Origin of the sequence: Streptomyces sp. NPDC090442 (genome assembly GCF_044769405.1) — a bacterium.
In the GTDB taxonomy this organism is placed as follows: domain Bacteria; phylum Actinomycetota; class Actinomycetes; order Streptomycetales; family Streptomycetaceae; genus Streptomyces.
In genome coordinates, this window is record NZ_JBIVXW010000023.1 from 51,343 (window position 1) to 75,811 (window position 24,469).

Genomic DNA, 24,469 nt, shown 5'->3' on the forward strand with positions numbered 1-24,469 from the left:
TCCCCGCGCGCCCGGGCCGCGTCTGCGGCCCGGACCCAGCCTCGGCTCTGACCGACGTCTGCGCACCCTATGGCCCGACCGTCCCTGCGGTCACCCGTTTCCCCGCGGATGCGTCGACTTCCGGCCGGGGCCGTCGATTTCCGGCCGTGCGCCGCCCCCGATTGGTCAACGAGGGCCCGCGTACGGCACACTTTTAGACTGACCAGTCAGACTAAAAGGAGGGGTTGTGGAGACCACCCGTCAGGGGGCGGCCATCAACGCCAGGGGAATCGGAGTGAAGGGCCCACGCGGGTGGGCCTTCAGAGGCGTCGACATCACCGCGGACCCCGGGTCGCTGATCGCCGTGCAGGGACCGTCCGGCTCCGGCCGCACCTGCCTGCTGCTCGCGCTCACCGGACGGATGCGGCTCACCGCGGGCGCCGCGGCGGTCGCCGGCTTCCCGCTGCCCAAGCGGATGGGAGCGGTCCGCAGCCGCACCGCGGTCGCGCACGTGCCCGGCATCGCCGACCTCGAACCGGCCCTCACCGTCGCCGAACACCTCCAGGAACAGGCCCTGTTGGGCCACCGCGGCACGCCCCTGTGGGGCCGCCGCCGCAAGGAGGCCACCCGGGCCCTGGTCGACGCCGCGCTGGCGACCGCCGGCCTCGACCCGGACACCCTGCCCAAGGGCCTGCGGACCTGCGTCCGCGACCTGGAGCGGCTGGAGGCGCTGCGGCTGTCGGTGGCGCTCGCGGCGATGCACCAGCCGCGCCTGCTGGCCGTCGACGACCTCGACCTGAAGCTGTCGTCCGAAGAGCGCGCCGCCGCCTGGCAGTTGCTGCGGGACGTGGCGCTGACCGGCACCACCGTGGTCGCCGTCGCCTCCGACGCCCCGGCGGACGCCCTGGTCGTGTCGACCGCCGCGGCCGCCACCCCCGAGACCCACCAGCCCGAAACCCACGAGGAGGAAGCGGCGCATGCGTTCGCCGAAACTGGCCGCGCTTGAGCTCAGGCGCTTCGGCAGGGGCAAGCTCCCCCGCCTCGGCCTCGTCGCCCTGATGCTGATCCCGCTGCTGTACGGAGCGCTCTACCTCTGCTCCTTCTGGGACCCGTACGCGCGGCTGGACAAGATCCCGGTCGCGCTGGTCAACGAGGACCAGGGCGCCACCTCCGACGGCAAGAAGCTGACCGCCGGCGCCGACCTGGCGTCGAACGTCAAGGACAGCAAGACGTTCGACTGGAAGGAGGTCAGCTCCAAGGACGCCGCCAAGGGCCTGGAGCAGGGCAAGTACTACCTGTCGCTGACCGTCCCCAAGGACTTCAGCCAGAAGATCGCCTCCAGCGGCGGCAACGACCCGCAGACCGGCGCGCTCCAGGTGCGCACCAACGACGCCAACAACTACATCGTCGGCTCCATCTCCAAGACGGTGTTCTCGGAGATCCGCGCCAAGACGTCGGCGAAGTCCACCCGGGCCTTCTTCGACAAGATCTTCGTGTCGTTCTCGGACCTGCACGACGAGACCGCCAAGGCCGCCGACGGGGCGGGCAAGGTGGACGACGGGCTCGGCACCGCCAGCCAGAAGTCCGGCGAACTCGCCGACGGCCTGGACAAGTTGAACGACGGCGCCGGCAAGCTGGACAAGGGCGCCGGCGACCTCAGCAACGGCGCCGGCAAGCTGGGCAAGGGCGCGGGGGACCTGAGCAACGGCGCCAGCCAGGCCGCCGCCAAGGCCAAGGAACTCAGCAAGGGCGCCGGCCAGATCGCGGACGGCACCCAGCAACTTGCCGACAAGGTCCAGGGCATCGCCAAGAAGGACCTGCCCTTCCTGCGGGAACACGGCAAGGACATCGGCGAGAAGGCCCAGGTCGTCGCCGACCTCAGCCAGAAGCTGGACGACGACCTCAGCAAGCTGCCCGGCAACTCCGCCAAGAGCGCGGCCAAGGCTCGTAAGAACGCCGACGACGCCGCGGCCCTCTACCAAGAGCGCTGTGGCGGGCTGACCTCCTCCGGCGACCTCGACTGCGCCAAGCTGAAGGGCATCGCGGACGGTTCCGCGGCCGGCGCCGACCTGGCCGAGAAGGTCAACGACGCCATCGCGCACACCGACTTCGGCACGTGGCACAGCAAGCTGCAGGAACTGCACCAGGGCGCCACGATGGTCGCCCAGCAGGCGCCCGGCATCGCGGACCGTGCGGACACCGCCATCGGCCAGATCAACACGCTCAACGCGGGCGCCCACAAGGTCGCCACGGGCGCCGGCCAGTTCGCGAACGGCATCGGGGCCCTGGCCAACGGCGCCGGCGACCTCGCCAACGGCGCCGGCCAGCTCCACAAGGGCGCCGGCGACCTCGCCAACGGCGCCGGTCAGTTGCACGACGGCCTCGGCACCGCGCACGACGGCGCCGAGAAGCTCAGCGGTGGGCTCTACCAGCTCAAGGACGGCGCCAACCAGCTCGCCAGCGGCCTGCACAGCGGCGTCGCCAAGATCCCGGACTACGACAAGAAGGACCGCGACGACCGGACCGACGTGATGTCCGACCCGGTCAAGCTGGCCGCCAAGTCCATGCACAAGGCGCCCAACTACGGCACCGGCCTCGCCCCGTACTTCATCCCGCTGTCCCTCTGGGTCGGCGCGATGGTCGCGTACATGCTGCTGGCGCCGCTCGGCAAGCGGGCGTTGGCCGCGGGCGCGCCCGGCTGGCGGATCGCGCTCGGCTCCTGGCTGCCGGCGTTCGCCATCGGCGTCGTCCAGGTGCTGGCCCTGATGGCCGTGCTGCACTGGGCCCTCGGCCTGGAGATGGAGCGCGCGGGCGCCACCATCGGCTTCCTGATGCTGGCGACGGCCTGCTTCACCGCCGTCATCCAGTTGCTGAGCGCCTTCTTCGGCCCGGCGGGCCGGGTGCTGACGCTGGTCATCCTGATGCTCCAGCTCACCTCGGCGGGCGGCACCTACCCGGTGCAGACCAGCCCGGGCTTCTTCTCCTTCATCCACCCGTTCCTGCCGATGAGTTACGTCGTCGACGGCCTCCGACGGCTGATCACCGGCGGCGACCTGGACATCGTCTGGCAGGGCAGCATCGTGCTCGCCGCGTTCACGCTCGGCGCGCTGGCCCTGACCGCCCTCGCGGCCCGCAGCCGCCAGGTGGTCCGGATGAAGGACCTGCACCCGGAGCTCAGCCTGTGAGCACCCGCTCCGGGAACGGGGGCGGCGCCGTCACCGGCGTCGCCCCCGCGGCCTCCCGCCGTGCCTCGACCCGGCGCCGGCTCTTCGACGCCGCCGTCACCCTCATCGCCGAACAGGGCTTCTCCGCCACCACCGTCGACGAGATCGCGGACCGCGCCGGCGTCGCCAAGGGCACCGTCTACTACAACTTCAGCAGCAAGAACGTCCTCTACGAGGAACTCCTGCGGGACGGCGTCGACCTGCTCGCCGCCTCCCTGCGCACCGCCGCCGACCGCACCGTCGCCGGCGGCGGCACCCGGGTCGACGCCCTCGACGCGATGATCCGCGCCGGCCTGGACTTCATCGCCGGCTCCCCCGCCCTCACCCAGCTCTACGTCGCCGAGCTCTGGCGCACCAACCGCACCTGGCGCGCCACCCTCACCTCCGTACGGGGCCGCGCCCTGGCGGTGGTCGAGTCGGTCCTCCAGGACGCCGTGCGCACGGGTGAGTTGAGCGACGAACTCGACGTCCCGCTCACCGCGTCCGCCCTGTTGGGCATGGTGCTGGTCGCCGCGCTGGACTGGCAGTCGTTCCAGCCACAGCGGTCGGTCGACGAGGTGCACGCCGCGCTCTCCCAACTGGTGCAGGGGCGCGTGGGGGCGTAGGCGCGCCACGCCTCCGGGCCCGGTAGACCTCGTCTCCGGGCCCGGTTTCTTCTTGTCCCTTCAGTGCCCCGCGCTTGGCGCCCGATGGTGCCCGTTGGCGTCAGTCCGGCAGGTGCGTGGGGGCGAACATCCGCAGCCGGGCCGGCAGGACCACGACCGACGGGCCGGGGGCGGCCAGCGCCGCCGCCAGGTCCGCGCCGAGCCGCTCCGGGTCCGTCCGGACCGCCGGCACCCCGAACGACTCCGCCAGCGCCACGAAGTCCGGCCGGGTCAGCTCGGTGGCCTCGGCCGCGGTCGCGCCGAACGCGTCGGTCATGTACTCCCGCAGGATGCCGTAGCCGCCGTCGTCCACGATGAGCCAGGTCACCGGGAGGTCGTACTGGCGCGCGGTGGCCAGTTCGGCGAGCGAGTACATCGCGCCGCCGTCGCCGGAGACCGCCAACACCGGGCGGTCCGGGGCGGCCAGGGCCGCGCCCAGCGCCGCCGGGAAGCCGTAGCCGAGGCCGCCGGCGCCCTGCGCGGAGTGGAACGCGTTGCTCCGCCGCGGATCGAAGGCCGACCAGGCCCAGTACGCCAGGATCGTCATGTCCCAGCAGCTCACCGCGTCGTCGGGCAGCGCCGCGCGCACCGCGGCGAGGGCCTCCCGCTCCAGGTCGAGCCGCTGCCCGTCCAGCCGGCCGCGCACCCGCTCCAACAGATCGGCGACGGCGGCTTCGGGGGACGGCCCGTCGGGGCTCGGGTCCTGGAGTCGCTGCGGGGGCTGTTGCGGGAGTCGCTCCGGGAACTGCCCGTGGTCCGGCTCCGGGAGCGCCGTCAGCAGTGCGGCCAGTGCCGCGCGGGCGTCCGCGTGGATGCCGAGCGCGGCGTGGTTGGACTCCAGCTTCCCGAGGTCGGCCTCGATCTGGAGGACGCGGCCGCGCGGCCGGAACGTGTGGTAGTTCGAGGAGAGTTCGCCGAGCCCCGAACCGACCACCAGGAGGACGTCCGCCTCCTCCAGGAAGTCGGTGGTGTACCGGTCCTCCAACCAGGACTGGAGGGAGAGCGGATGCTCCCACGGGAAGGCGCCCTTGCCCCCGAAGGTGGTCGCCACCGGCGCCCGCAACCGCTCGGCCAGCGCCAGCAGTTCACCCTCCGCGCCGGCGCGCACCACCCCGCCGCCGGCCAGCACCACCGGCCGCCGGGCCGCGCCCAGCCGCCGGGCCGCCTCGGCGATCACCTCCGGGCGCGGCGCCGATGTCCGTGGGGAGGCGGTCAGTTCGGCGACCACCGGGACGTCGACCGGCGCCAGGAGGACGTCCTGCGGGATCTCCAGCCACACCGGCCCGTGCGGGGCGCTCAGCGCCGACTCCCACGCCGCGGCCACCGCGGACGGGATCTGGGACGCGGTGCGCACCGTGTGCACGGACTTGACCACGGACCGGAACGCGGCCGACTGGTCGACGAGTTCGTGCAGATAGCCGTGGCGACCGCCGCCGAGCCCGGCCACCGGCACCTGGCTGCCGACGGCCAGGACGGCGGCCGAGCCGGCGGCCGCCTCCTGGAGCGCGGGCAGCGTCAGCAGCGCGCCGGGGCCGGTGGAGACCAGCAGCGGCGCGACCCCGCGGGTGGTCCGCGCGTAGGCGTCGGCGGCGAAGCCCGCGTTGTTCTCCACCCGCAGCCCCACGTACCGCACGCCGGGCGCGCGTCGGAGCGCGTCGAACAGGCCGAGCGCGTGCTGGCCGGGCAGCCCGAAGACGGTGTCGGCGCCGAGCGCGGTGAGCGACTCGATCACCAGGTCGCCACCCGTACGGGACGTTCGGGGCGGCACGGTCGCGGGGGCGGGGGTCGGGGCGGTGCTCATGGGGTGCTCTCTCCGTGTCGTTGTGGTCAGTTGCCGGACGGGCCCGGGGCGCTCGACACCGCGGTGGCCGACGGCCTCAGCCGCTCCCGCCAGGCCGCCAGGATCGCCGGGTCCGTGGGACGGGTGGCCAGGCTGACCGCCACGTAGGCCACGAGGGAGGCGATCAGCCCGTAGTAGATGGGCTCGTCGGCGAGCACCCCGAGGGCGACCATCAGGCCGACGACGGTCAGTCCGCCGGCCGCCACCGCGGCCAGCGCCCCGGCGGCGTTGCCGCGCCGCCACAGCAGCCCGCCGAGAATGGGCACCAACAGCCCGCCCACCAGGAGGTTGTAGGCGAGGGTGAGCGCCTCGACGACGTCGTTCAGCGCGATCGCGATGACGATCACCGCGACGCCCATGAGGAGGATGAACAGCCGGTTGCCGCGCACCTCGTCGTGGGGTCGGGCGGCTTGGTGGAGCTGCCCGGCTTCATGGCCGTCAGGCGCTGCGTGGGGGTCGGGGGCTTCCTGGCGCGGGCGCGGTGGCCCCGGCGACCGCAGCCGTCGCACCCGCGCCCAGATGTCGTTGTTGGCCACCGTGGCGCAGGCGATCAGCGCCCCCGACGACGTCGACATCACCGCCGACAGCGCGGCCGCCAGCACCAGCCCGCGCACCCCCACCGGCAGCGCGTCCTTCACGATCGTCGCGAACGCGTCGTCCGGGCTGCCCAGTTGGGGGTAGAGGACCTTGGCCGCGGTGCCGATGACCGCCCCCGCCAGCGCGTACACCAGGCAGTACGTACCGGCCGCGGTGCCACCCAGGCGCGCCACCCGGTCGCTGCGCGCGGTGAACACCCGCTGCCAGATGTCCTGCCCGATCAGCATCCCGAAGGAGTAGATCAGCACGTAGGTGAAGACGGTGCGGCCGCCGATGCCCAACGGGGCGAAGTAGTCGGCCGGCAACCGGGACGCGAGCTCCGCGAAGCCGCCCGCCTTGATGACGGCGAGCGGCAGCAGGAGCAGCAGCACCCCGATCGTCTTGACGACGAACTGCACCATGTCGGTCAGGGTGATCGACCACATCCCGCCGAGCGTCGAGTAGGCCACCACGATCGCCCCGCCGAGGACGATCGCCAGCGTGCGGTCCAGCCCGAAGAGGACGTCGAAGATGGTCGCGTAGGCGATGGTCGAGGTCACCGCGAGCATCAGGGTGTACGCCCACATGACCACGCCGGAGATGATCCCGGCGGCGCCGCCGTAGCGCAGGTCCAGCATCTCGGAGACGGTGTAGACCTTCAGCCGGGCGATCCGGGCCGAGAAGAAGATGCTCAGGGCCAGCAGCCCGAGGCCGATGGTGAAGACCATCCAAGCCCCGGACAGCCCGTACTGGTAACCGAGGCCGACGCCGCCGATGGTGGAGGCGCCGCCGAGCACGATCGCGGCCATGGTCCCGGAGTACATCGCGGGGCCGAGGCGGCGTCCGGCGACCAGGAAGTCGCTCTTGGAGGTGGCGCGCCGCATGCCCCACCAGCCCATGCCGAGCATGCCGGCCAAGTAGAGAACGATCACCGCGTAGTCGACAGCCATAGGCCGTCCCTTCCAGTTGCCTGCGCGCTGCGCCGAGGGGAGAGGGGGAGGGCGGAGGTGTTGCACCTGTGGACGTGAGGGAGGGGAGTTACGAGCGGGGCGGTGGGGGCGTCCCGTCTTGGGCGTTGACCCTAGGAGGCGCGCGGGCGACGCTGAAGTGTACGTTTCCTCCACTCCGACGCCCCCTACGTGGAGGATCCGCACATGTCGCGCCCGCTCCCCCCGCCCTCCACCCCACCGGTCCCCCTGGCGAGCCTGCTGGCCCGTGGGGACCTGGGTCTGCGCCAACTGGCCGGCCCCCGCGAGGGCGTGACGCTCCACTGGGTGCACACCTCGGAGATGGCCGACCCGGTGCCGTATCTCCTGGGCGGCGAGCTGCTGTTGACCGCCGGCGTCCACCTGGCCGAGGCGGTGGCCGCCGGGGACGGCGACGCCCTCGACGCCTACCTGGACGGCTATGCCGCCCGTACGGTCGCGGCCGGAGCCGCCGCCCTCGGTTTCGGGATCGCGCCGGTGCACCGGACCGTCCCGCGTGCCCTGGTGGACGCCTGCGAACGGCACGGGCTGCCGCTCGTCGAGGTCCCGGAGGGGACGCCGTTCACGGCCGTGGAGAGCGCCGTCTGGCAGGCCGTCACCGAGGCCCGGCACCGCGAACTGACCCGGATCGGCGAGGCCCAGCGCGCCCTGGCCGCGGCCGCCGCCCGCCCGGAGCCGGCGACCGCGGTGCTCCGCGCGCTGGCCCGCCACGCGCACGGCTGGGCCGCGCTGCTCGCCCCCGACGGCACCGAACACGGCTCGGCCGGGACACGCCCCGCAGCCGCCTGCCGGGCCGCCGCCGTCCGCCTGGCCGGCGTGGTCGCCGCCGACGGCCCCGCCTCGGCCGCCGACTCCCTCCCGGGCACCCACCTGACCGCCTACGCCCTTACGGGAGGCCAGGGTTCGCCGAAGAGGAGAGCAGCGGCCGAGGGGAGCAGGGCAGCGAACGGGAGCGGTGCGGCCAACGGGGAAGGAGCCGCGGCGAACGGGAGCGGGGCAGCGAACGAGCGAGGGGTGGCGGGGCGGGTACCTGGCCAGCAGGGGCTCGCCCTGGTGGTCGCCACCGGCCCCGACGACCCACCCGCGCACACCATCGCCGGCGTCGCCGCCGTCCTCCTCTCCCTGATCACCGGCCCCTCCACCACCACCCGCACCGGCGCCGACACCCCCGGCGGCCCACCCGGCGCCGACCTCGCCGCGGCCCTGGCCCAGCTCCTCCTCGGCGCCCGCCCGGCCGACGTCGCCCCGCTCCTCGGCCATCCCCTCTGGACCGTCGTCCACGCCATGCCCCGTCGGGACGCCCCCGGTACACCGGCCACCCTGGCCGCCGCCCTCAACACCCCGTTGGTGGCCGCCGCTCCGCACCCGGGCGGCGCCGTACGCGCCCTCGTCCCGGCCGACCACGCATCCGCCGACCGCGTGCCAGCCGCCCTCCCCGGTTGGACGCTGGGCATCAGCGCCCCCGCCCCGGTGGCCGAACTGCCCACCGCCGACCGGCACGCCGCGACCGCCCTGCGCCGCGCCCTCGCCCGCCGCACCGGCACCGTACGCCATCACACCGCCGCCCCGCCCGGTGTCCGCGCCCTCATCGACCCCACGGACGCCCACCACCACGCCCGGTCCCTCCTCTCCCCCCTCCTCGACTCGCCTCCCCTCCTCACCACGCTCCACAACTGGCTCGCGCTCCACGGAAGTTGGGACCGCACGGCCACCACCCTGGGCATCCACCGCAACACCGTCCGCCAACGCATCACCCGCATCGCCGCCCTCCTGGACACCGACCTGGACGCCCCCGACGTCCGTATGGAGCTGTGGTTCGCCCTCCGCACCCTGGAGGAGCCCACGGACACTCCCGGATCCCCCGGACGTCCATCGGACCTGGGACGCCCACCGCGCCTCCCCCTACAACACCCACCCGGGGGACGCACCCTTCGAGCACCACTGGAGGAAGCCAGCGACAGTCACCGACAGGAAGGGGCAGGAAGGGGCAAGAGGGGGCGGCCGGCGACAGGAAGGGAGTAAAGCCACCGAATCAACTGAACCGACTGAACCGGTCGAACCGCCCAAGTCGCCACAACGACCCACTCTTTCCCCACCATCACCATCACCCCCACCCCTCCCCCGTACCATCCGCGCAGGTGAACCACGTACGCTCGCAGAGCGTCGACTAAGTTGACCGGGGATCCGGAGCCGGGGCCCTGACCTGACCTTGACTCCGGTGTGACCCCACGTCAGGACAGTCGACGTGACCAAGCAGGCAACACGGGAGGGACCTCCATGACGGACTCCGCATCCGGCACCCCGGCCGGCGGCGCGGGCGCCAGCCACGGCGGCAACGCGAGCGGCAACGCGGGAGCCCCCGAGGGAGCCACCGGCGGCCAGCCGCCCGTGCCGCCGCCGTACCCACCGAGCGCCGTACCCGGCCAACAGCCCGGCGCCACCCCGCCCAAGGTGATCCCGACCTCCGCCGAGCACGCCCGGGAGATCGGCAGCGCCTACTTCCCGCCGGTCGGCTCGCCTGGCGGCCCGATCTCCCTCTTCGTCCACGAATTCGACGAGGGCTACCTCATCCACGCCGGCTGGCCCGCCCCCGAGGACCCCACCGCCCCGCCCGCCAACCCCGGCGGCACCAACATCGTGCTCACCAAGGCCAACGGCGACGTGACCACCGTGCCCAACTTCCCCCCGGAATCGGCCATTGCGGTCTACCGCCAGTGGTACCGCCCCGGAACGGCGTGACGGGCACGACGCGAGACAACGCCCGCCACCCGTCACCTGTCACCCGTCACTCGTCGTACGCGGGCACGACACGAGCGGCACAACGGACACAACAGACGTGTGCGTGACATGACGGTCATGGATGCAGCCGGCACGACGACTCAACGGTGACGGCCCTGTGACACAAGCGCCTTGATGGATAGTTGAACGGCGCGACTAGAATTTACCCACGACCCAACGGTATGTAACGAGCTCTGAGCGGGGGGAACGGCAATGGCCGGCGACGGTCTGCAAGCAGACGTACCGTCACTGAAGTCGGGCGGCAGCGCCTTCACCAACATCGGCGAGCGCTATCAGAACGCCGTCGAGAAACTGAAGAACGGCCTGACCGACCTCGAAGGCAAGGACGTGCCCCCCTGGGGCGACGACGACATCGGCTCCAAGTTCGGCGTCGTCTACGAGGGCCTGCGCGACGGCATGTACGAGTCCATGGGCCACCTCGCCGCCAAACTCCAGGAGATCGGCGGCGGGTTGAACACCATGGCCAACAACCATGAGGGCAACGAGGACTTCACCCACGCCCTGATGCAGCAGCACGTCGCCAACGAGGAAGCCGAGAGCAAGGAAATCAGCGCCCTCAAGCGCCCCAACGTCGGGGCCTGAGCCGGCCACCGCGCCCCTCCTGCCTCACCACCCCATCGGGCGCGACCTTCCCGTTCATCCCGTCCGCCCCAGCCGTCCCGCTGAGTGGCGGCCGGTGAACGGGACGCCGCTCATCGGCCCGAGCGGCCATCACCACCTGCACCACCCACCTGCCCAACTGCCCACGGCACCCGTGCACTTCGCCCCCGGCGGGGCGCGCGACCGCCGTCCGCACCTCACCCACCGCTTCGCCGTCCTACGGGGGATTCCCAATGTCAATGATGCTGCCGGATTGGCTGGAGTGGGTCCTCCAAATGCTCGGCTACGACTGGCCGACGGGCGACGAGGACAAGATGAACGAGTCCGCCAGCCAGTGGCGGGAGTTCGCGAACGCGGTGGAACAACTCCAGTCGGAGGGCGTCACCGCCGCCGGCAACGTCCTGTCGGCGAACAGCGGCGACAGCATCGACGGGTTCAGCAAGACCTGGGACAAGTTCTCCGACGGCGGCAACGGTTACCTCAACGACGCCCGTGACGCGGCCGAGTTGATCGCCGTCGCGATGGACGGCGGGTCGGTGATCATCGTCGGGATGAAAGTCGCGGTGATCGCCCAGTTGGCGATCCTCGCGGCGGAGATCATCGCGGCCCAGGCGGCCGCACCGTTCACCTTCGGGCTATCCGAAGTCGCAGCGGCCGGCGCCACACAAGCCACACGCCTCATCGTCCGTCGCATCCTCAAGGAAGCGCGCGACGCCCTGGTCGAGGCGATCGTGAACACCGTCAAGCAGCCGGCCATGGACGCGCTCCAGGCGATGATCTCCGACGCCATCGCCCAGGGCGTCAACATGTCGTTCGGCGCCCAGAACGGGTTCGACGTCAACCGCAGCCTGAAGACGGGCACCGACTCCGCCACGGACTCCCTCAAGAACACCGGCGAGAACCTCGGCACCAACTTCCGCGACGCCCTGGGCGGCAAGGCCGGCCAGCACGCCCGCGGCGGCCTGGACCACGCGGCGGGCCGCGGCGGCGAACACGGCGGTGACGGCGAACACGGCGGCAGCGGCGGCGAGCACGGCGACGGCAGCGGCAGCGGCAGCGGCAGCGGCAGCGGGGAACACGGCGGTTCGGGTTCGGGGGCCGGGTCAGGCTCCGGATCGGGGGCCGGCTCCGGTGGGGGAGAGCACGGCGGTTCCGGCGGCGGGAGCGGCTCGGGTGCGGGGTCTGGGTCCGGCTCCGGATCGGGCTCCGGTGCCGGTTCCGGTTCCGGTTCCGGTTCCGGCGAGCACTCCGGCTCGGGCGGCGGCTCCGGCTCCGGCACGGGCAATCACGGCGGCTCCGGTTCGGGCTCGGGCTCGGGCAATCACGGCGGCTCGGGCTCGGGCTCGGGCTCCGACAACCCGTCCCATGCTCCGCGCCCGGGCGACAGCCCGTCCACCACCCCCGAACACAACAACTCGGGCGCCGGTTCAGGCTCTGGTTCCGGTTCGGGCTCCGGTTCAGGCTCCGGTGGCGACCACGCCAGGCCCGCGCCCCAGCCCCTGCCTGACGCGGCACACCGCACCCCGTTCGACGAGGGCTTCCAGGGCGGCGGCAACCACGACCCGTACTCCGGGGCCCACGCCCCCGACACGGGCGCGACGCCCGAATCCGGCCACGGTGGCTCCCCCTCCGACTCGGGCCACAATCCCAACTCCGGCCACCCCGACGGCGTCAGCACGCACCCCACCCCGGACAACGCCCCCCACTCGGCGCACCCGGACCCGATCAGCACCCAGCCGACCCCGGAGCACACTCCGGACGCACAGGGCAACCACCCACCGCAGGACCACACCCCCGACGCCCAGGGCAACCACCCCACCCCGGACCAGAGCCCGAGCCCGCACAACGTCGGCCCCGTCGGCACACACCCCACCCCCGAGCACGCCCCGGACACGGTCAGCACCCACCCCACCCCTGACTCCACCGGGAACCACCCCACCCCGGACCACGCTCCGGACTCCGGCGCCTCTCACCCCACGCCCGACCACACCCCGCAGTCGACGCACCCGGACGGCGTGAGCACCCACCCGACCCCGAACACGCCCCACCCCGACTCGGTCACCACCCACCCCACGCCCGACCACGCCCCGGACGCGCAGGGCAACCACTCCACCCCGGACCAGAGCCCGAGCCCACATAACGTCGGCCCCGTCGGCACACACCCCACACCGGAGCAGGGGCCAACTCCCCACCACGTCGGCCCCAACCACCCGACCCCAGAGCAGAGCCCGAGCCCGCACCACGTCGGCCCCGTCAGCAACCACCCCACCTCGGGGCACAACGCCCCCACCCCCTCCAACTCCCCCAGCCACGACGGGCCTTCGCACGGCGCCCAAGGCTCCAGCTCCGAGCCATCGCCGTCCCCCGCTCCCCATTCGCCCCCGTCCCACGACGGCGGTTCCGGCAGCGGCAGCGGCCACGACACCACCAGCGGCAACGCCAACGGCAACGGCAGCCACAGCAACGGCAACGGGGACTCGTCCAACTCCTCCTCCGGTGGAGCCGGCGTGGGCAGCCGCCCCTCCATGCCGAACATGGGCATACCCTCCCAGGGCGCGCCCGTTCAGCACACCACGAGCCATCAGCCCACCCAGCACCGCGATCCCGCGCCGGGCGACCCCATGCCCCACGCCGGCGACGACCACGACACCACCGTGCGCACCCAGTCCGCCGACACCATGACCGCGCCGCCGCCCACCCAGCACGCCGACACCGCGACCGGCGGCCCGAACACTGCGCATTCCACGACCAGTTCACCCCAGTCGTCGCAGGGCTCTGGGCCCACCTCCGGCCCGATGATGGGCATGCCCACCTCCGTCCCCAACCACGGCGGCGGCGGCGGTGCGTCGGGGTCTGGCGCTCCCCACTCCTCGTCCGCTCGCCCGACGGCCGACGGTCCCAGCCAGCCCAACCGCCGCCCGGACGGCTCCCAGCCGACCCGCGACGTTCCCCAGCAGCGCACGCCGGAACGTTCGGCCAACACCCCGCGCCCGGAGAACTCCCGCACCAGCACCCCCACCGCTCCGGGCCCCAACCGCCGTCCCGACGGCTCCCAGTCCGGCCACGACGGCTCCCGGCAGCAACGCCCCGAGCCCACCCCGAACCGGCCCACCCCCCAGCCCCACCCGAACCAGCCCCACGCGGACGCGAACCAGCACCACGCGGACACCAAGCACCCCCAGCCCAACCAGCACCCGGAATCCCAGCAGCCGCACCCGGACGCGAACCAGCACCACCCGGAGACCAAGCAGCCGCATCCGGACTCACCCCGCCCGGATTCCCCGCGCCCGGACGCCAACGGCGCCAAGCCGGAGCACCCCAACACCCCGCACCCGGACGCCCCCAAGGCCCAACACCCCGACGCTTCGCACCCGGACGCACAGAACAACCACCCCAAGGACGACCACCCCACCCAGCGTCCGCAGGACCACCAGCCCGAGCGCCGCCCCGACCAGTCAGAGCACCACCCTGATCAGTCGGAGCACCGGCCCAACCAGCCGGAACACCGTCCCGAGCAGCCTGAGCACCACCCCGACGCCAAGCGCCCGGAAACGCCCCGGCCCGAGGACCACCACCCGAAGCCCGACCCCCAGCAACACCCGCAAAACCACCAGGGCCAAGGCCAGCACCAGCCCCAACACCCCCAGCAACACCAGAACCAGCACCACCAGCCACAGCAGCCGCACCCCCAGCAGAACCCTCAACACCAGCAGCAACCGCACCAACAGCATCAGGCTCAGCACCCCCAGCAGCCCACCCCACAGAGCCACCACCCCCAACAGGGAAACCAGCACCACCCCCAGCAACAACACCCCAACCAGCACCAGCAGCCGCACGACCAACAGCAAGCCCCGCAGCAGCAGCACAACCAACACCAACAGCAGCCGCAGGACCACCAGCAGCAGCCGCACCACCCCCAGGATCAGAATCAGCACCAGCAGCAGGAGCAGCAGCACCCCAAGCCGAGCCTGAACGACGTCCGGGCGAGCCTCAACCACCACCCGGGCGGCCTGTATTCGCCGTACCCGCACGACCAGCAGGCGCTGGAGCACAACTTCCCGCGGAACCCGGACGGCACCCCGCAGGTGCACGCCGACCCGTTCCAGCCGTGGGCCAAGTACCAGAACGACGGCGGCCCGACCGTGCCCGGCCGGTCCAACAACTGTGCCGACTGCACCCGTTCGTTCATCGAGTCCTGGTACGGCAACCCCCAGGTCTCGGCGGTACGCACCTACGACAGCGACGCGCACGGCAACCTGGACCGCGCCAGCGGTGAACGGGACGGCACCAACAACATCCAGAAGTGGGCGGGCACCAACTTCCGCCACTCGGGCCAGAACGCCCACGAGAGCTACAACAACATCGCCCACGAGCTGGAGAAGTCGGGCCACGGCTCGGCCTCGGCCGTCCTGGTGACGTGGCCGAAGAACGCGGACGGCTCGGGCGGCGGCGCCCACGTCTTCAACGCGGTCAACCACAACGGCAAGGTCGTGTGGGTCGACAGCCAGACCGGCGAGATCAGCCACAAGCCCATCCACTCCAACGCCGAGGGCGTCTGGCACCTCACCCTCGACGGCAACCGCCAGCCCTTCGACCCCACCGCCGCCCAACACAACAACCAGGGCCAGGGCCAACAGCACCACCCTCAGCAACAACACCCCCAACAGCAACAACAGCACCCCCAGTACGGCCAACAGCCCCACCAACAGCAGCCACAGCCGCAGCACCAACAGCAGCAGCCGTACCTCCAGCACCAGCAACAACACCCGCAGCAACAGCAGTACGGACAGCACCAGCCCCACAACCCGTACCAGCAGCACAACCCGTACCAGCAGCCCCAGCCCCACGCGCAACAGCCTCAGCCGCAGCCGCACGCCCAGCAGCCGCAGCACCACCAGCCGTACCCGCAGCAGCAACACCAGCAGCCCCAGTACGCCCAGCACCAACCACAGCAGCAGCACCAACAGCAGCACCCCCAAAACCCGTACCAGCAGCACCAGGGCCAGCAGCCGCACAACCCGTACCAACAGCCGCACCAGAACCAGCAGCACCAGCCCTACCCCCAACAGCACACCCCGGGCCCAAACCAGCACCACCAGTCGCAGCACCCCAACGTGCAACACCCGCAGCAACCGCACGTGCAGCACCCACAACAGCCGCACGCCCAACAGCCCCAGCACCACCAGCCGTACCCGCAGCAACAACACCAGGGCCAGCAGCCGCACGTACAGCAACCGCACCCGCAACACCAGCCGCAGCAACACGTCCCGAACCAGCAGCAGCACGGCGGCGGCCACCACCCGGCGGGGGCCCCGGAACCCCACTCCAACCCCGAGCACCAGCACGGCGCTACACCCCCGCCCAGGAACCCGGGCATGGACCCGTCGCACCAACCGCAGTCGGGCGAGCGGGGCCACCTCAAGCGCGAGCGGTCGACGGAAGACATGGACTGGGAGCGCCAGCACCCGGAGCCCAAGCGCAACAAGCAGGACGAGCAACACCACGACGGCGACGGCGACACACATATGTCGAACGCCGAGTCCCACCACGACAACAACCACCCGACGCAGAACAACGAAAACCACCACGAAAACCACGGCCAAAACCACGATCAAAACCACGGCCAACACGACGACCGGCACCCCCTGCCGGACCCGGAAGACGCTGGCAAGCAGCATCTCGGCGTCGCGCCGGACGCATCGCAGGCGGCCCTGCGCAACGAGACGGACGTTCACCGCATCCCCCTGGCCCCGGTCCACGAACAGATGCACAAGTGGGCCGAAGAAGGGAAGTTGAACAAGCTCCTTGAGGACTCTCACAAGCGTCTCGATGCGGAGCGCGAGGCACTCAAGGAACGCAAGGACGCGAGCGAAGAAAGCCGCAACTCGGCGACCGACAGCGAAGTGGAACATGTCGGTGAAAAGTTCCTGCAGATGCACATCAGGGACGTCCCGAGGACCGCGTTCACCCAGCACGAGTTGGAACATGCACTCGGCGACGATTTCCGGAAGATGAACACCGGCGAGCGCATGACCGTCGTCGCCACCCTCGCCCGTATGAGCGGCAATTACCACGAGAGCCAGGGCGTCGGCCACAATCCTCAGCACGACCCCGAGCCTTACGCGAACGCCAAGGACGGGGACAAGGCCAAGGAGATGGACCGTTCGGTGAGCTCCTTCGCACGGGAGAAGGCCAAGGCGAAATTCCCGAAGGAGTACCGCGACGAGCAGGAGACCAAGGACAAACTCTCGACCTTGCACGAGCGGCTCACCGGAAAAAAGACAAAACCGACGCCGACCAACCCGGAAGTCGGCCGCATCATGAAGGCCGTTTCACCGCACAAGCCGGACTTCTCCGGGAAGAACTACGCGGTGATCGAGGTCACCGACCACAAGGGCAACACCACTTACGTAGTCGACTCCTCAGCTCCCGCCGGCTCCAACTTGCCCGGGGTGACCCCGCGGCACTCCGAGAGGCATCTGCTGGACTGGATGGAACGACAGAACTCACAACGGAGCGATGGGGAGAAGTACAAGGTCGAAAGCCTCTACACTGAACGAGAACCGTGCGGCCTAAATAAAAACCAGAGTGGGCACCGGGATTGCGCGGCGTTGCTCAAGGATCACGAGTACATGAAGCACAAGCCCGTGTACTACAGCACCACGTACCGCGCTGACCATGCGGGCCTGGCCGAGGCGAGAGCGGCGAAAGCCGAGGAGCTGCGCGAAAACCAATACGCGGAAGAGATCAGGAAAGCGGAGACGCCGAAGGACAACGAAACACCGGAGCAGGCCAAGGCGCGAGAGAAGGAGCTCGCGAAGATCAACAAGAAGATTGAAAGTGAGGCCGGAAAGATACAGTTGTCCCCTGTGCCGAAAATGGCGGCCGAGGCCGAGATGGACGTGCATCTGGCGGCCGTCGGTAAGATCTGGACCGCGTCGATGATGCACGCCATTCCACAGAAGAGTTCCTCATGACCGAACTGCCCCCCGAACAGCAGCCGCTCGCCCCCGAGCAGGCCACCGCCCGCGTCCTCGACTGGTGGGCGAACCACCGCGACGACGCGGGCCGGGTCGACCTCTCCGTGGAGCGGGACGCCCCGGCCGCCGACGCCGTCCTACGGGAGGTGCACCGCCAGGTCCCCGGCAGCGTGCTGCTCGACGCCACCGGGAAGACGGCCCAGGGGCTGTTCGACGAGTTGCTCGACGGGTTCGGTGTGGGGCAGCCCCGCTTCGGCACCACGTGGCGCCGGGCGCTGCGGGGCCTGGATCAGGAATGCCTGGTCCTCCTCGGTCATGCCGAAGCGGCCGGTGGCACCCGCCGTTCCGCCCAACCCGAGCTGGTGGCCCAGCGGTTGGCCGAGACCCTGGCCCTGGCCGACGGCGTCGCCCCCGTCGTCGGCGTGCTGGCGGATCGCCACGCGCCGTCCCGGTCGAGCCTCACCCTCGCGCTCGCACCCGATCCGACGGGCGCCGCCGCCGACCCGACCACCCTCCCCCTCCCCCTCCAGGCCCTCGCCTTCTCCGAGCCCCGGCGGGTCCCGCTGCCCGTATGGCGCGAGTTGATCACCGCGGCCCTCGCCGCCGGCCTCACCGCACCGGCAGGCAACGACCCCACCCCGCCCCCCACCGACGCCGAACTGGCAGCCCTGGCCGACCGGTTCCCGGACCACCTCCGCCACGCCGACGGCCACGTCTCCTTCCTCGACGAGCACACCGCCGACGCCATCCGCCGGGCGCACGGCCCGGAGGTCCCGGCCGCCATCGGCCGCCACGTGGTCACCTGGCTACGCCAGCAGGCTCCCGATTTCCGCCACCCCGACGGCTGGGCCGCCTCCGGTCCCCTGGGCCGCTACGCCGCCGACGGCCTCGCCATGCACGCCGTACAGGCCGGCCTCTTCGACGAGTTGATCACCGACGGCACCGTCGTCGCCCAGCTCCCGCCCGACGCCCTGATCGACGCCGCGCACTGCGCCCACGACGGCTCCCTCCCCGGCAACAACGCCGCCGCCGACGCCGTCCACCTCCAGATGAACGGCCTGGGCAGCCCCGCCCAACCCACCTGGGCGGCCTGGCTGCACCTCATGGCGACCACCCGCGGCGACACCGCGCTCGCCGACGGCATCGCCCACTCGGGCATCCACCTCCCCTGGCAGGCCCTCTGGACCCGCTGGTGCCCCCCGGGCGGCTACCACCCCAGCTACCTCCGCCCCGGACCGATCGACGACCTGTACCCCGTCCGCTGGGAAGGCCGCCCGGCCGTCCTCTCCGACGGCGAGGGCGGCACCCACATCTGGGACCCGGCCTCCGGCGAACTCCTCGCCGGCCCCTGGCCGTCGGGCGAGGACTTCCCCACCACCGCCCGCCCCGCCCTCACGTGGGCCGCCGACGGTCAGCCCACCCCCGGACCGGACTCGGCCCGCGCGCTCAGCGACACCGTGGGCGACGCCGAAGGCTGGGCCGGCGCCCTCGAAGGCCCGCTCTACGTCTACCTGGTAACCGACCACGGCAACGCCGACACCCCCGCCCCCGTCGTGATCGCCGGCCCCGGCGGCCTCTTCGCCGTGCAGCCGCAGCCCGGCGTGGACGTCGACGCCCTCCAACAGCCGTGGATCGAAGCGTCGTTGGGCAACCTCACGCCCACCGGCCCGACCACCCCCGCCGGCGCCCCCGCCCCCTCCCCCCATGACCTCGCCGCCCTCTTCGGCGCCGACGCCTACGTCACCACACCCCCCGAACGACTCCCCGAGGACCTCACCAACCCCACCGCCCGCCGCGTCCTCACCGAGACCGGTCTCCCCGACTTCGACGACCAGGGACTCGCCCTCGAAACCTCCGCCTCCGATTTCCTCGGCGAGGTCTCCTGGCCGGAGGACTTCCCCGAAGAACCGGACGAGACCGGCCCGTTCTTCCGGATCGGCATCTGGATGGGCGGCGACGTCGTCGTCGACGGCCCGACCGGGCACGTCCTGCGCTGCCCCGGCTACTCCGACGACACCATCGCCGAGGACGGCGCCCTGGTCGCCACCGACCTGGAGAACTTCCTCACCATGGCCGCCCTCTTCGTCTCCGGCCGCCGCATCCTGATGAGCCTCGACAACCGCGACGAGGCCCACCTGCTGCGCCAACACATCGAAGACGCGCTGTTCGAGGTCGACTGGGAGTGCTCCGACGCCGGCGCGTGGGTCTACCCCCTCCACAACGAGTAGCCGATAGCCGCAGCCAGCCCACAACAACGACCGCCGGTGGGCCCGTTGGCCCACCGGCGGTCGTCTGCCGTCCGCGCTGCTCCGTCAGCCGCGTGCGTCCGCGATCTGGCGGGACATGATCGTGGTCAGCTCGTAGGCGGTGTGCGAGGCGGCCACCGCGGTGATCTCCGCGTGGTCGTAGGCGGGGGCGACCTCCACCACGTCCGCGGAGACCAGGTTGCAGGACGCCAACCCGCGCAGGATCTCCAGCAGTTCACGGGAGGTCATGCCGCCGGCCTCGGGGGTGCCGGTGCCGGGGGCGTGCGCCGGGTCCAGGCAGTCGATGTCGATGGAGATGTACAGCGGGCGGGCGCCGATGCGCTGGCGCAACTGGTCGGCGACCTCGTCGGCGCCGCGGCGGTAGACGTCCGCGGAGGTGACGATGCCGAAGCCCATCTTCTCGTCGTCGGTGAGGTCCTTCTTGCCGTAGAGCGGACCGCGGGTGCCGACGTGGGAGAGGGCGGAGGTGTCGAGGATGCCCTCCTCGACGGCCCGGCGGAACGGCGTCCCGTGGGTGTACTCGGCGCCGAAGTAGGTGTCCCAGGTGTCCAGGTGCGCATCGAAGTGCAGCAGCGCCACCGGCCCGTGCTTCTTGGCGACCGAGCGCAGCAGCGGCAGCGCGATGGTGTGGTCGCCACCGAGCGTCATCATCCGGGCACCGGAGGCCAGCAGGTCGTCCGCGGCGGCCTCGATGGTCTCCACGGCCTCGTTGATGTTGAACGGGTTGGCCGCGATGTCCCCCGCGTCCGCGACCTGCGCCAGCGCGAACGGCGAGGCGTCCTGCGCCGGGTTGTACGGCCGCAGCAGCCGCGACGCCTCGCGGATCGCGTTGCCGCCGAAGCGGGCACCCGGCCGGTAGGAGACGCCGGTGTCGAAGGGGACACCGACGACGGCGACATCGGTGCGGCCGCCGACCTCGTCGAGGCGGGGCAGCCGGGCGAAGGTCGCGGGCCCTGCGTAGCGCGGAACACGGGAGGAGTCGACGGGGCCCACGGGCTCGTTCGATGCGGTGGTCATGGGGGTCAGGCTAGGGATCACCACGCACCCACTCCATGGACATTTACGGCCGACGGGCCCTCTGCATTCGACATTCTGTCCACCCTCCCGCGTCCGGCACGCGGAACGCCCCGCCCCTATAAATCCGGCCGGGCACAATGACGCTATGCCGATAGCCGCTGCTGCCCCCTCGCGTGCCGAACTCGTCGACCACCTCGTACGGACCCGGATCGCGGGCGAGGTCGCCACCCCCCGCGAGAACAACCTCCTCCACTACCGCCGGCTCGCGAACGGCGACCGCCACTACTGGTTCGGCCTGGAACTGGGCGACCGCTGGACGGACGAGCAGGACGTGCTGGCCGTGATGGCGGAGCGCTGCGGCGTCAGCGACGACCCGAACCACCGGCAGGGCCAGGACACCATCGACCCCGAGCTGACCGTCGACGCCCTGGACCGCGCGGCCGCCGTGCTGCGCAAGGCCGCCGCCGACCGCCAGCGGGTCCTGTTCGCCACCGGCCACCCCGGCGGCCTGCTGGACGTCCACCGCGCCACGGCCCAGGCACTGCGCACCCACGGCTGCGAGATCATGGTGATCCCCGACGGGCTCCAGGCCGACGACGGCATGGTCTTCCAGTTCGGCGACGTGGCGATGCTGGAGCGCGGCGCCACCTTGTGGCACACCCACTCCCCCGAACCGATGGCCGCCATCCTCGACGCCCTGGCCCCCGCGGACCACCCCGACCTGGTCATGGCCGACCACGGCTGGGCGGGCTGCGCGGCCCAACGCGCCCTCCCCGCCATCGGCTTCGCCGACTGCAACGACCCGGCCCTCTTCCTCGCCGAGTCCGAGGGCACCCTCCAGGTGGCCATCCCCCTCGACGACCACGTCCTGAGCCCCCGCCACTACGACCCGCTGACCACCTACCTGCTCAAGGCAGCGGACTTGCTCTGACCCCACCCCCAACAGACAACCGCCAACGGGACATCACCCCCGGGCACTTCCGCGACGGACGAGCCCACCAAGGGCTCTCGTAGGGGACGCAGTGTCGTCCCGGGCGTTCCCGCGACGGGCGGACCCACCGGCGGAGAGTCGGCGACGGCGCGGGCCGGCGGGGCCGTCCCGGGGTGCGCCCGCAGGATCCGGAGCGAAGCCCCGGGCATTCCTCAACCGACTGACCAGAGGCGCCCGCACCGCGGGGGCACCTCCCGGCCGAAGGCTGGGGGAGAACCCCGGGACAGCCCCTCCGGCCCCACCCACCGAACAGAACCCGCGAAGCGGAAGCCCCCACCGGGCCGCGGGCGACAATCAACTGCCCCCCAACCCACCTCCCGCCGCCACGGCGAGCAACCACCAACCGCCAGGGCCCGGCGGAAGACCCGCGCCCACCCCCACCCCCACGCGGAAAGCCCTCACCTCGGCACCCGCACAACCCCCTCCTGCATCACCGTCACCACCAACTGCCCCTCGGCGGTGAAGATGCGCCCCTGGCCGAGGCCGCGGCCGGACTGGGAGGTCGGGGACTCCTGGTCGTAGAGGAGCCACTCGTCGGCGCGCAGCGGCCGGTGGAACCACATCGCGTGGTCGAGGCTCGCGCCGACCACGTCGCCCACCGCCCATCCGCCGCGCCCGTGCGCCAGCAGGATCGAGTCCAGCAGCGTCATGTCGGAGACGTAGGTGACCAGGCAGACGTCGAGGAGCGGGCGGGGGATCACGCAGTCGTCGTCCAGCTTGCCCTGGGTGCGGAACCAGACCTGGGAGCGGGGCTCGCGCGGCCGGCCGACGGTGGCGTAGGGCGGCTCGTCGACGTACCGCAGGTCGATCGCGGCGCGGGCCTCCAGCAGCCGTTCGGCGACCTCCGGCGAGAGGTAGCGCTCGGCGTGGCGGGGCAACAGCTCGGTGGCGGTGGGCAGTTCCAGCGGGTCGGGCGCCGCCGGCATCGGCTGCTGGTGCTCCAGCGCCGCCTCCTCCACCACGTGGAAGGACGCGGTGAGGTGGAAGATCGGCTTGCCGTGCTGGACGGCGACGACCCGGCGGGTGGTGAAGGACCGGCCGTCGCGGATCCGGTCGACGGTGTAGACGATGGGGGCGCCGGGGTCGCCAGGGCGGAGGAAGTAGGCGTGGAGGGAGTGGGGCGGGCGGTCGGGCGGGACCGTGCGGCCGGCCGCCACCAGAGCCTGCGCGGCGACCTGGCCGCCGAAGACCCGGGGCACGACCGAGGCCCGGCTCCACCCGCGGAAGATGTCCTGCTCGATCCGCTCCAGGTCGAGCAGGTCGAGCAGCGACCGGAGTGCGTCGTTCACGTGCGGGACCCGCGCCCTACAGGCCCATGGACTTGGCGATGATGGACTTCATGACCTCGCTGGTGCCGCCGTAGATGCGGTTGACGCGGTTGTCGGCGTAGAGGCGGGCGATCGGGTACTCGTTCATGAAGCCGTAGCCGCCGTGCAGTTGGAGGCAGCGGTCGATGACGCGGTGGGCGACCTCGGTGCAGAAGAGCTTGGCGGAGGCGGCCTCGGCCGCCGTCAGCTCGCCGGCGTCGAGGGCCTCCAGGGCGCGGTCGGCGACGGCCTCGGCGGCGTCCACCTCGGCCTGGCAGGCCGCCAGTTCGAACTTGGTGTTCTGGAAGGAGGCGACGGTCTTGCCGAAGACGGTCCGCTCCTGGACGTACTCCTGGGCGAACCGGACGGCGGCCTTGGCCTGCGCGTAGGCGCCGAAGGCGATGCCCCAGCGCTCGGAGGGGAGGTTCCGGCCGAGGTAGGAGAAGCCCTTGTTCTCCTCGCCGAGCAGGTCCTCGACGGGGACCTTGACGTCGACGAACGCCAACTCCGCGGTGTCGGAGACCTTCAGGCCCAGCTTGTCCAGCTTGCGGCCGACGGAGTAGCCGGCGGACGTGGTGTCGACGGCGAAGAGGGAGATGCCGTGGCGGCGGTCGTCCTCGCGGGGCGGGGAGGTGCGGGCGCAGACGATGACGCGGTCGGCGTGCACGCCGCCGGTGATGAAGGTCTTGGCTCCGTTGAGGACGTAGTGGGTGCCGTCCGCGGAGAGCTTGGCGGTGGTCTTCATGCCGGCGAGGTCGGAGCCGGTGCCCGGCTCGGTCATCGCCAGCGCCCACATCTCCTCGCCGGAGACGAACTTGGGCAGGTAGCGCTTCTTCTGCTCGTCGGTGGCGAGCATCTGGAGGTAGGGCAGGCCGAGCAGGACGTGGACGCCGGAACCGCCGAAGGAGACGCCGGCGCGGGCGGTCTCCTCGTACATCACGGCCTCGAACTTGTGCGAGTCGATGCCGGCGCCGCCGTACTCCTCGGGGACGCGGATGCCGAAGATGCCCAGCTCGGCGAGCTTGTAGTAGAAGTCCCGGGGGACCTGGCCCGCGGCGTACCAGTCGTCGTGGACGGGCACCACCTCGGCCTCGACGAAGGCGCGTATGGTCGCGCGGAACGCCTCGTGGTCCTCGTTGAACACCGTGCGACGCATGCTCCGGGCCTCCCTCACCATGCACTCGGCTAAGCGTTTGCTCAGCCGAAAGCTACCCGGCGGTCACCTCGCTGTCCAGGGGTCGTCCGGCGGGCGGGAGAGC

At 71.8% G+C, this 24,469-nt stretch carries 14 protein-coding genes; 9 read left to right on the forward strand and 5 right to left on the reverse strand.

Translation table 11 applies throughout. The features are described 5' to 3' along the window. The first annotated feature begins 226 nt into the window (after positions 1–226). The 3 genes from ACIQU6_RS18060 to ACIQU6_RS18070 are packed head-to-tail and all read left to right on the forward strand — an operon-like array spanning position 227 to position 3,808. Positions 227–985 carry an ATP-binding cassette domain-containing protein gene (locus ACIQU6_RS18060; RefSeq protein ID WP_403482602.1) on the forward strand — a complete coding sequence of 253 codons (759 nt, stop codon included), beginning with the start codon at positions 227–229 and terminating at the stop codon, positions 983–985. Then, positions 957–3,164, forward strand: coding sequence for a YhgE/Pip family protein (locus ACIQU6_RS18065; RefSeq protein WP_403482603.1), 2,208 nt, complete (start codon positions 957–959; stop codon positions 3,162–3,164). The genes ACIQU6_RS18060 and ACIQU6_RS18065 overlap by 29 nt, the downstream gene beginning before the upstream one ends. Continuing rightward, complete coding sequence (locus ACIQU6_RS18070; protein WP_403482604.1) at positions 3,161–3,808, forward strand: TetR/AcrR family transcriptional regulator; 648 nt, start codon at positions 3,161–3,163, stop codon at positions 3,806–3,808. The genes ACIQU6_RS18065 and ACIQU6_RS18070 overlap by 4 nt, the downstream gene beginning before the upstream one ends. Positions 3,809–3,908: 100 nt before the next feature. Here ACIQU6_RS18070 and ACIQU6_RS18075 read toward each other — a convergent pair whose 3' ends face one another. Both ACIQU6_RS18075 and ACIQU6_RS18080 read right to left on the reverse strand, forming a co-directional pair. Then, entirely contained in the window at positions 3,909–5,648 is a 1,740-nt protein-coding gene (locus ACIQU6_RS18075) for a thiamine pyrophosphate-binding protein (protein WP_403482605.1), read from the reverse strand. 26 nt (positions 5,649–5,674) lie between these two features. Then, entirely contained in the window at positions 5,675–7,213 is a 1,539-nt protein-coding gene (locus tag ACIQU6_RS18080) for a sodium:solute symporter (RefSeq protein WP_403482606.1), read from the reverse strand. A 204-nt stretch (positions 7,214–7,417) separates the two neighbouring features. Between ACIQU6_RS18080 and ACIQU6_RS18085 the strand changes: the two genes are divergently transcribed. From ACIQU6_RS18085 to ACIQU6_RS18105, 5 genes are all read left to right on the forward strand, one after another. Next, the gene (locus ACIQU6_RS18085; protein ID WP_403482607.1) at positions 7,418–9,271 is read left to right on the forward strand and encodes a PucR family transcriptional regulator; all 1,854 of its coding nucleotides are present in this window, start codon (positions 7,418–7,420) and stop codon (positions 9,269–9,271) included. Positions 9,272–9,526: 255 nt separating this feature from the next. After that, positions 9,527–9,988, forward strand: a complete 462-nt coding sequence (locus tag ACIQU6_RS18090) for a hypothetical protein (RefSeq protein WP_403482608.1) — start codon at positions 9,527–9,529, stop codon at positions 9,986–9,988. A gap of 252 nt (positions 9,989–10,240) precedes the next feature. Continuing rightward, entirely contained in the window at positions 10,241–10,630 is a 390-nt protein-coding gene (locus tag ACIQU6_RS18095) for a hypothetical protein (protein WP_403482609.1), read from the forward strand. A gap of 257 nt (positions 10,631–10,887) precedes the next feature. After that, positions 10,888–17,625, forward strand: a complete 6,738-nt coding sequence (locus ACIQU6_RS18100) for a toxin glutamine deamidase domain-containing protein (RefSeq protein ID WP_403482610.1) — start codon at positions 10,888–10,890, stop codon at positions 17,623–17,625. Continuing rightward, on the forward strand, positions 17,622–19,856 hold the full coding sequence (locus ACIQU6_RS18105) for an SUKH-4 family immunity protein (protein ID WP_403482611.1): 2,235 nt from the start codon (positions 17,622–17,624) through the stop codon (positions 19,854–19,856). Before ACIQU6_RS18100 ends, ACIQU6_RS18105 begins: the two co-directional genes overlap by 4 nt. Before the next feature lie 84 nt (positions 19,857–19,940). On the opposite strand, the gene speB is transcribed toward ACIQU6_RS18105, so the two are convergent. Next, positions 19,941–20,912, reverse strand: a complete 972-nt coding sequence (gene speB / locus ACIQU6_RS18110; protein WP_403482612.1) for an agmatinase — start codon at positions 20,910–20,912, stop codon at positions 19,941–19,943. 145 nt (positions 20,913–21,057) lie between these two features. On the opposite strand from speB, the gene ACIQU6_RS18115 reads away from it, so the two are divergent. Beyond that, entirely contained in the window at positions 21,058–21,843 is a 786-nt protein-coding gene (locus ACIQU6_RS18115) for a phosphatase (RefSeq protein WP_403482613.1), read from the forward strand. Between the two features lie 458 nt (positions 21,844–22,301). Here the strand turns inward: ACIQU6_RS18115 and ACIQU6_RS18120 are convergent, their stop codons facing one another. Beyond that, entirely contained in the window at positions 22,302–23,192 is an 891-nt protein-coding gene (locus tag ACIQU6_RS18120) for an acyl-CoA thioesterase (protein ID WP_403482614.1), read from the reverse strand. A gap of 16 nt (positions 23,193–23,208) precedes the next feature. After that, positions 23,209–24,366 carry an acyl-CoA dehydrogenase family protein gene (locus ACIQU6_RS18125; protein WP_403482615.1) on the reverse strand — a complete coding sequence of 386 codons (1,158 nt, stop codon included), beginning with the start codon at positions 24,364–24,366 and terminating at the stop codon, positions 23,209–23,211. Between the last annotated feature and the right edge of the window lie 103 nt (positions 24,367–24,469).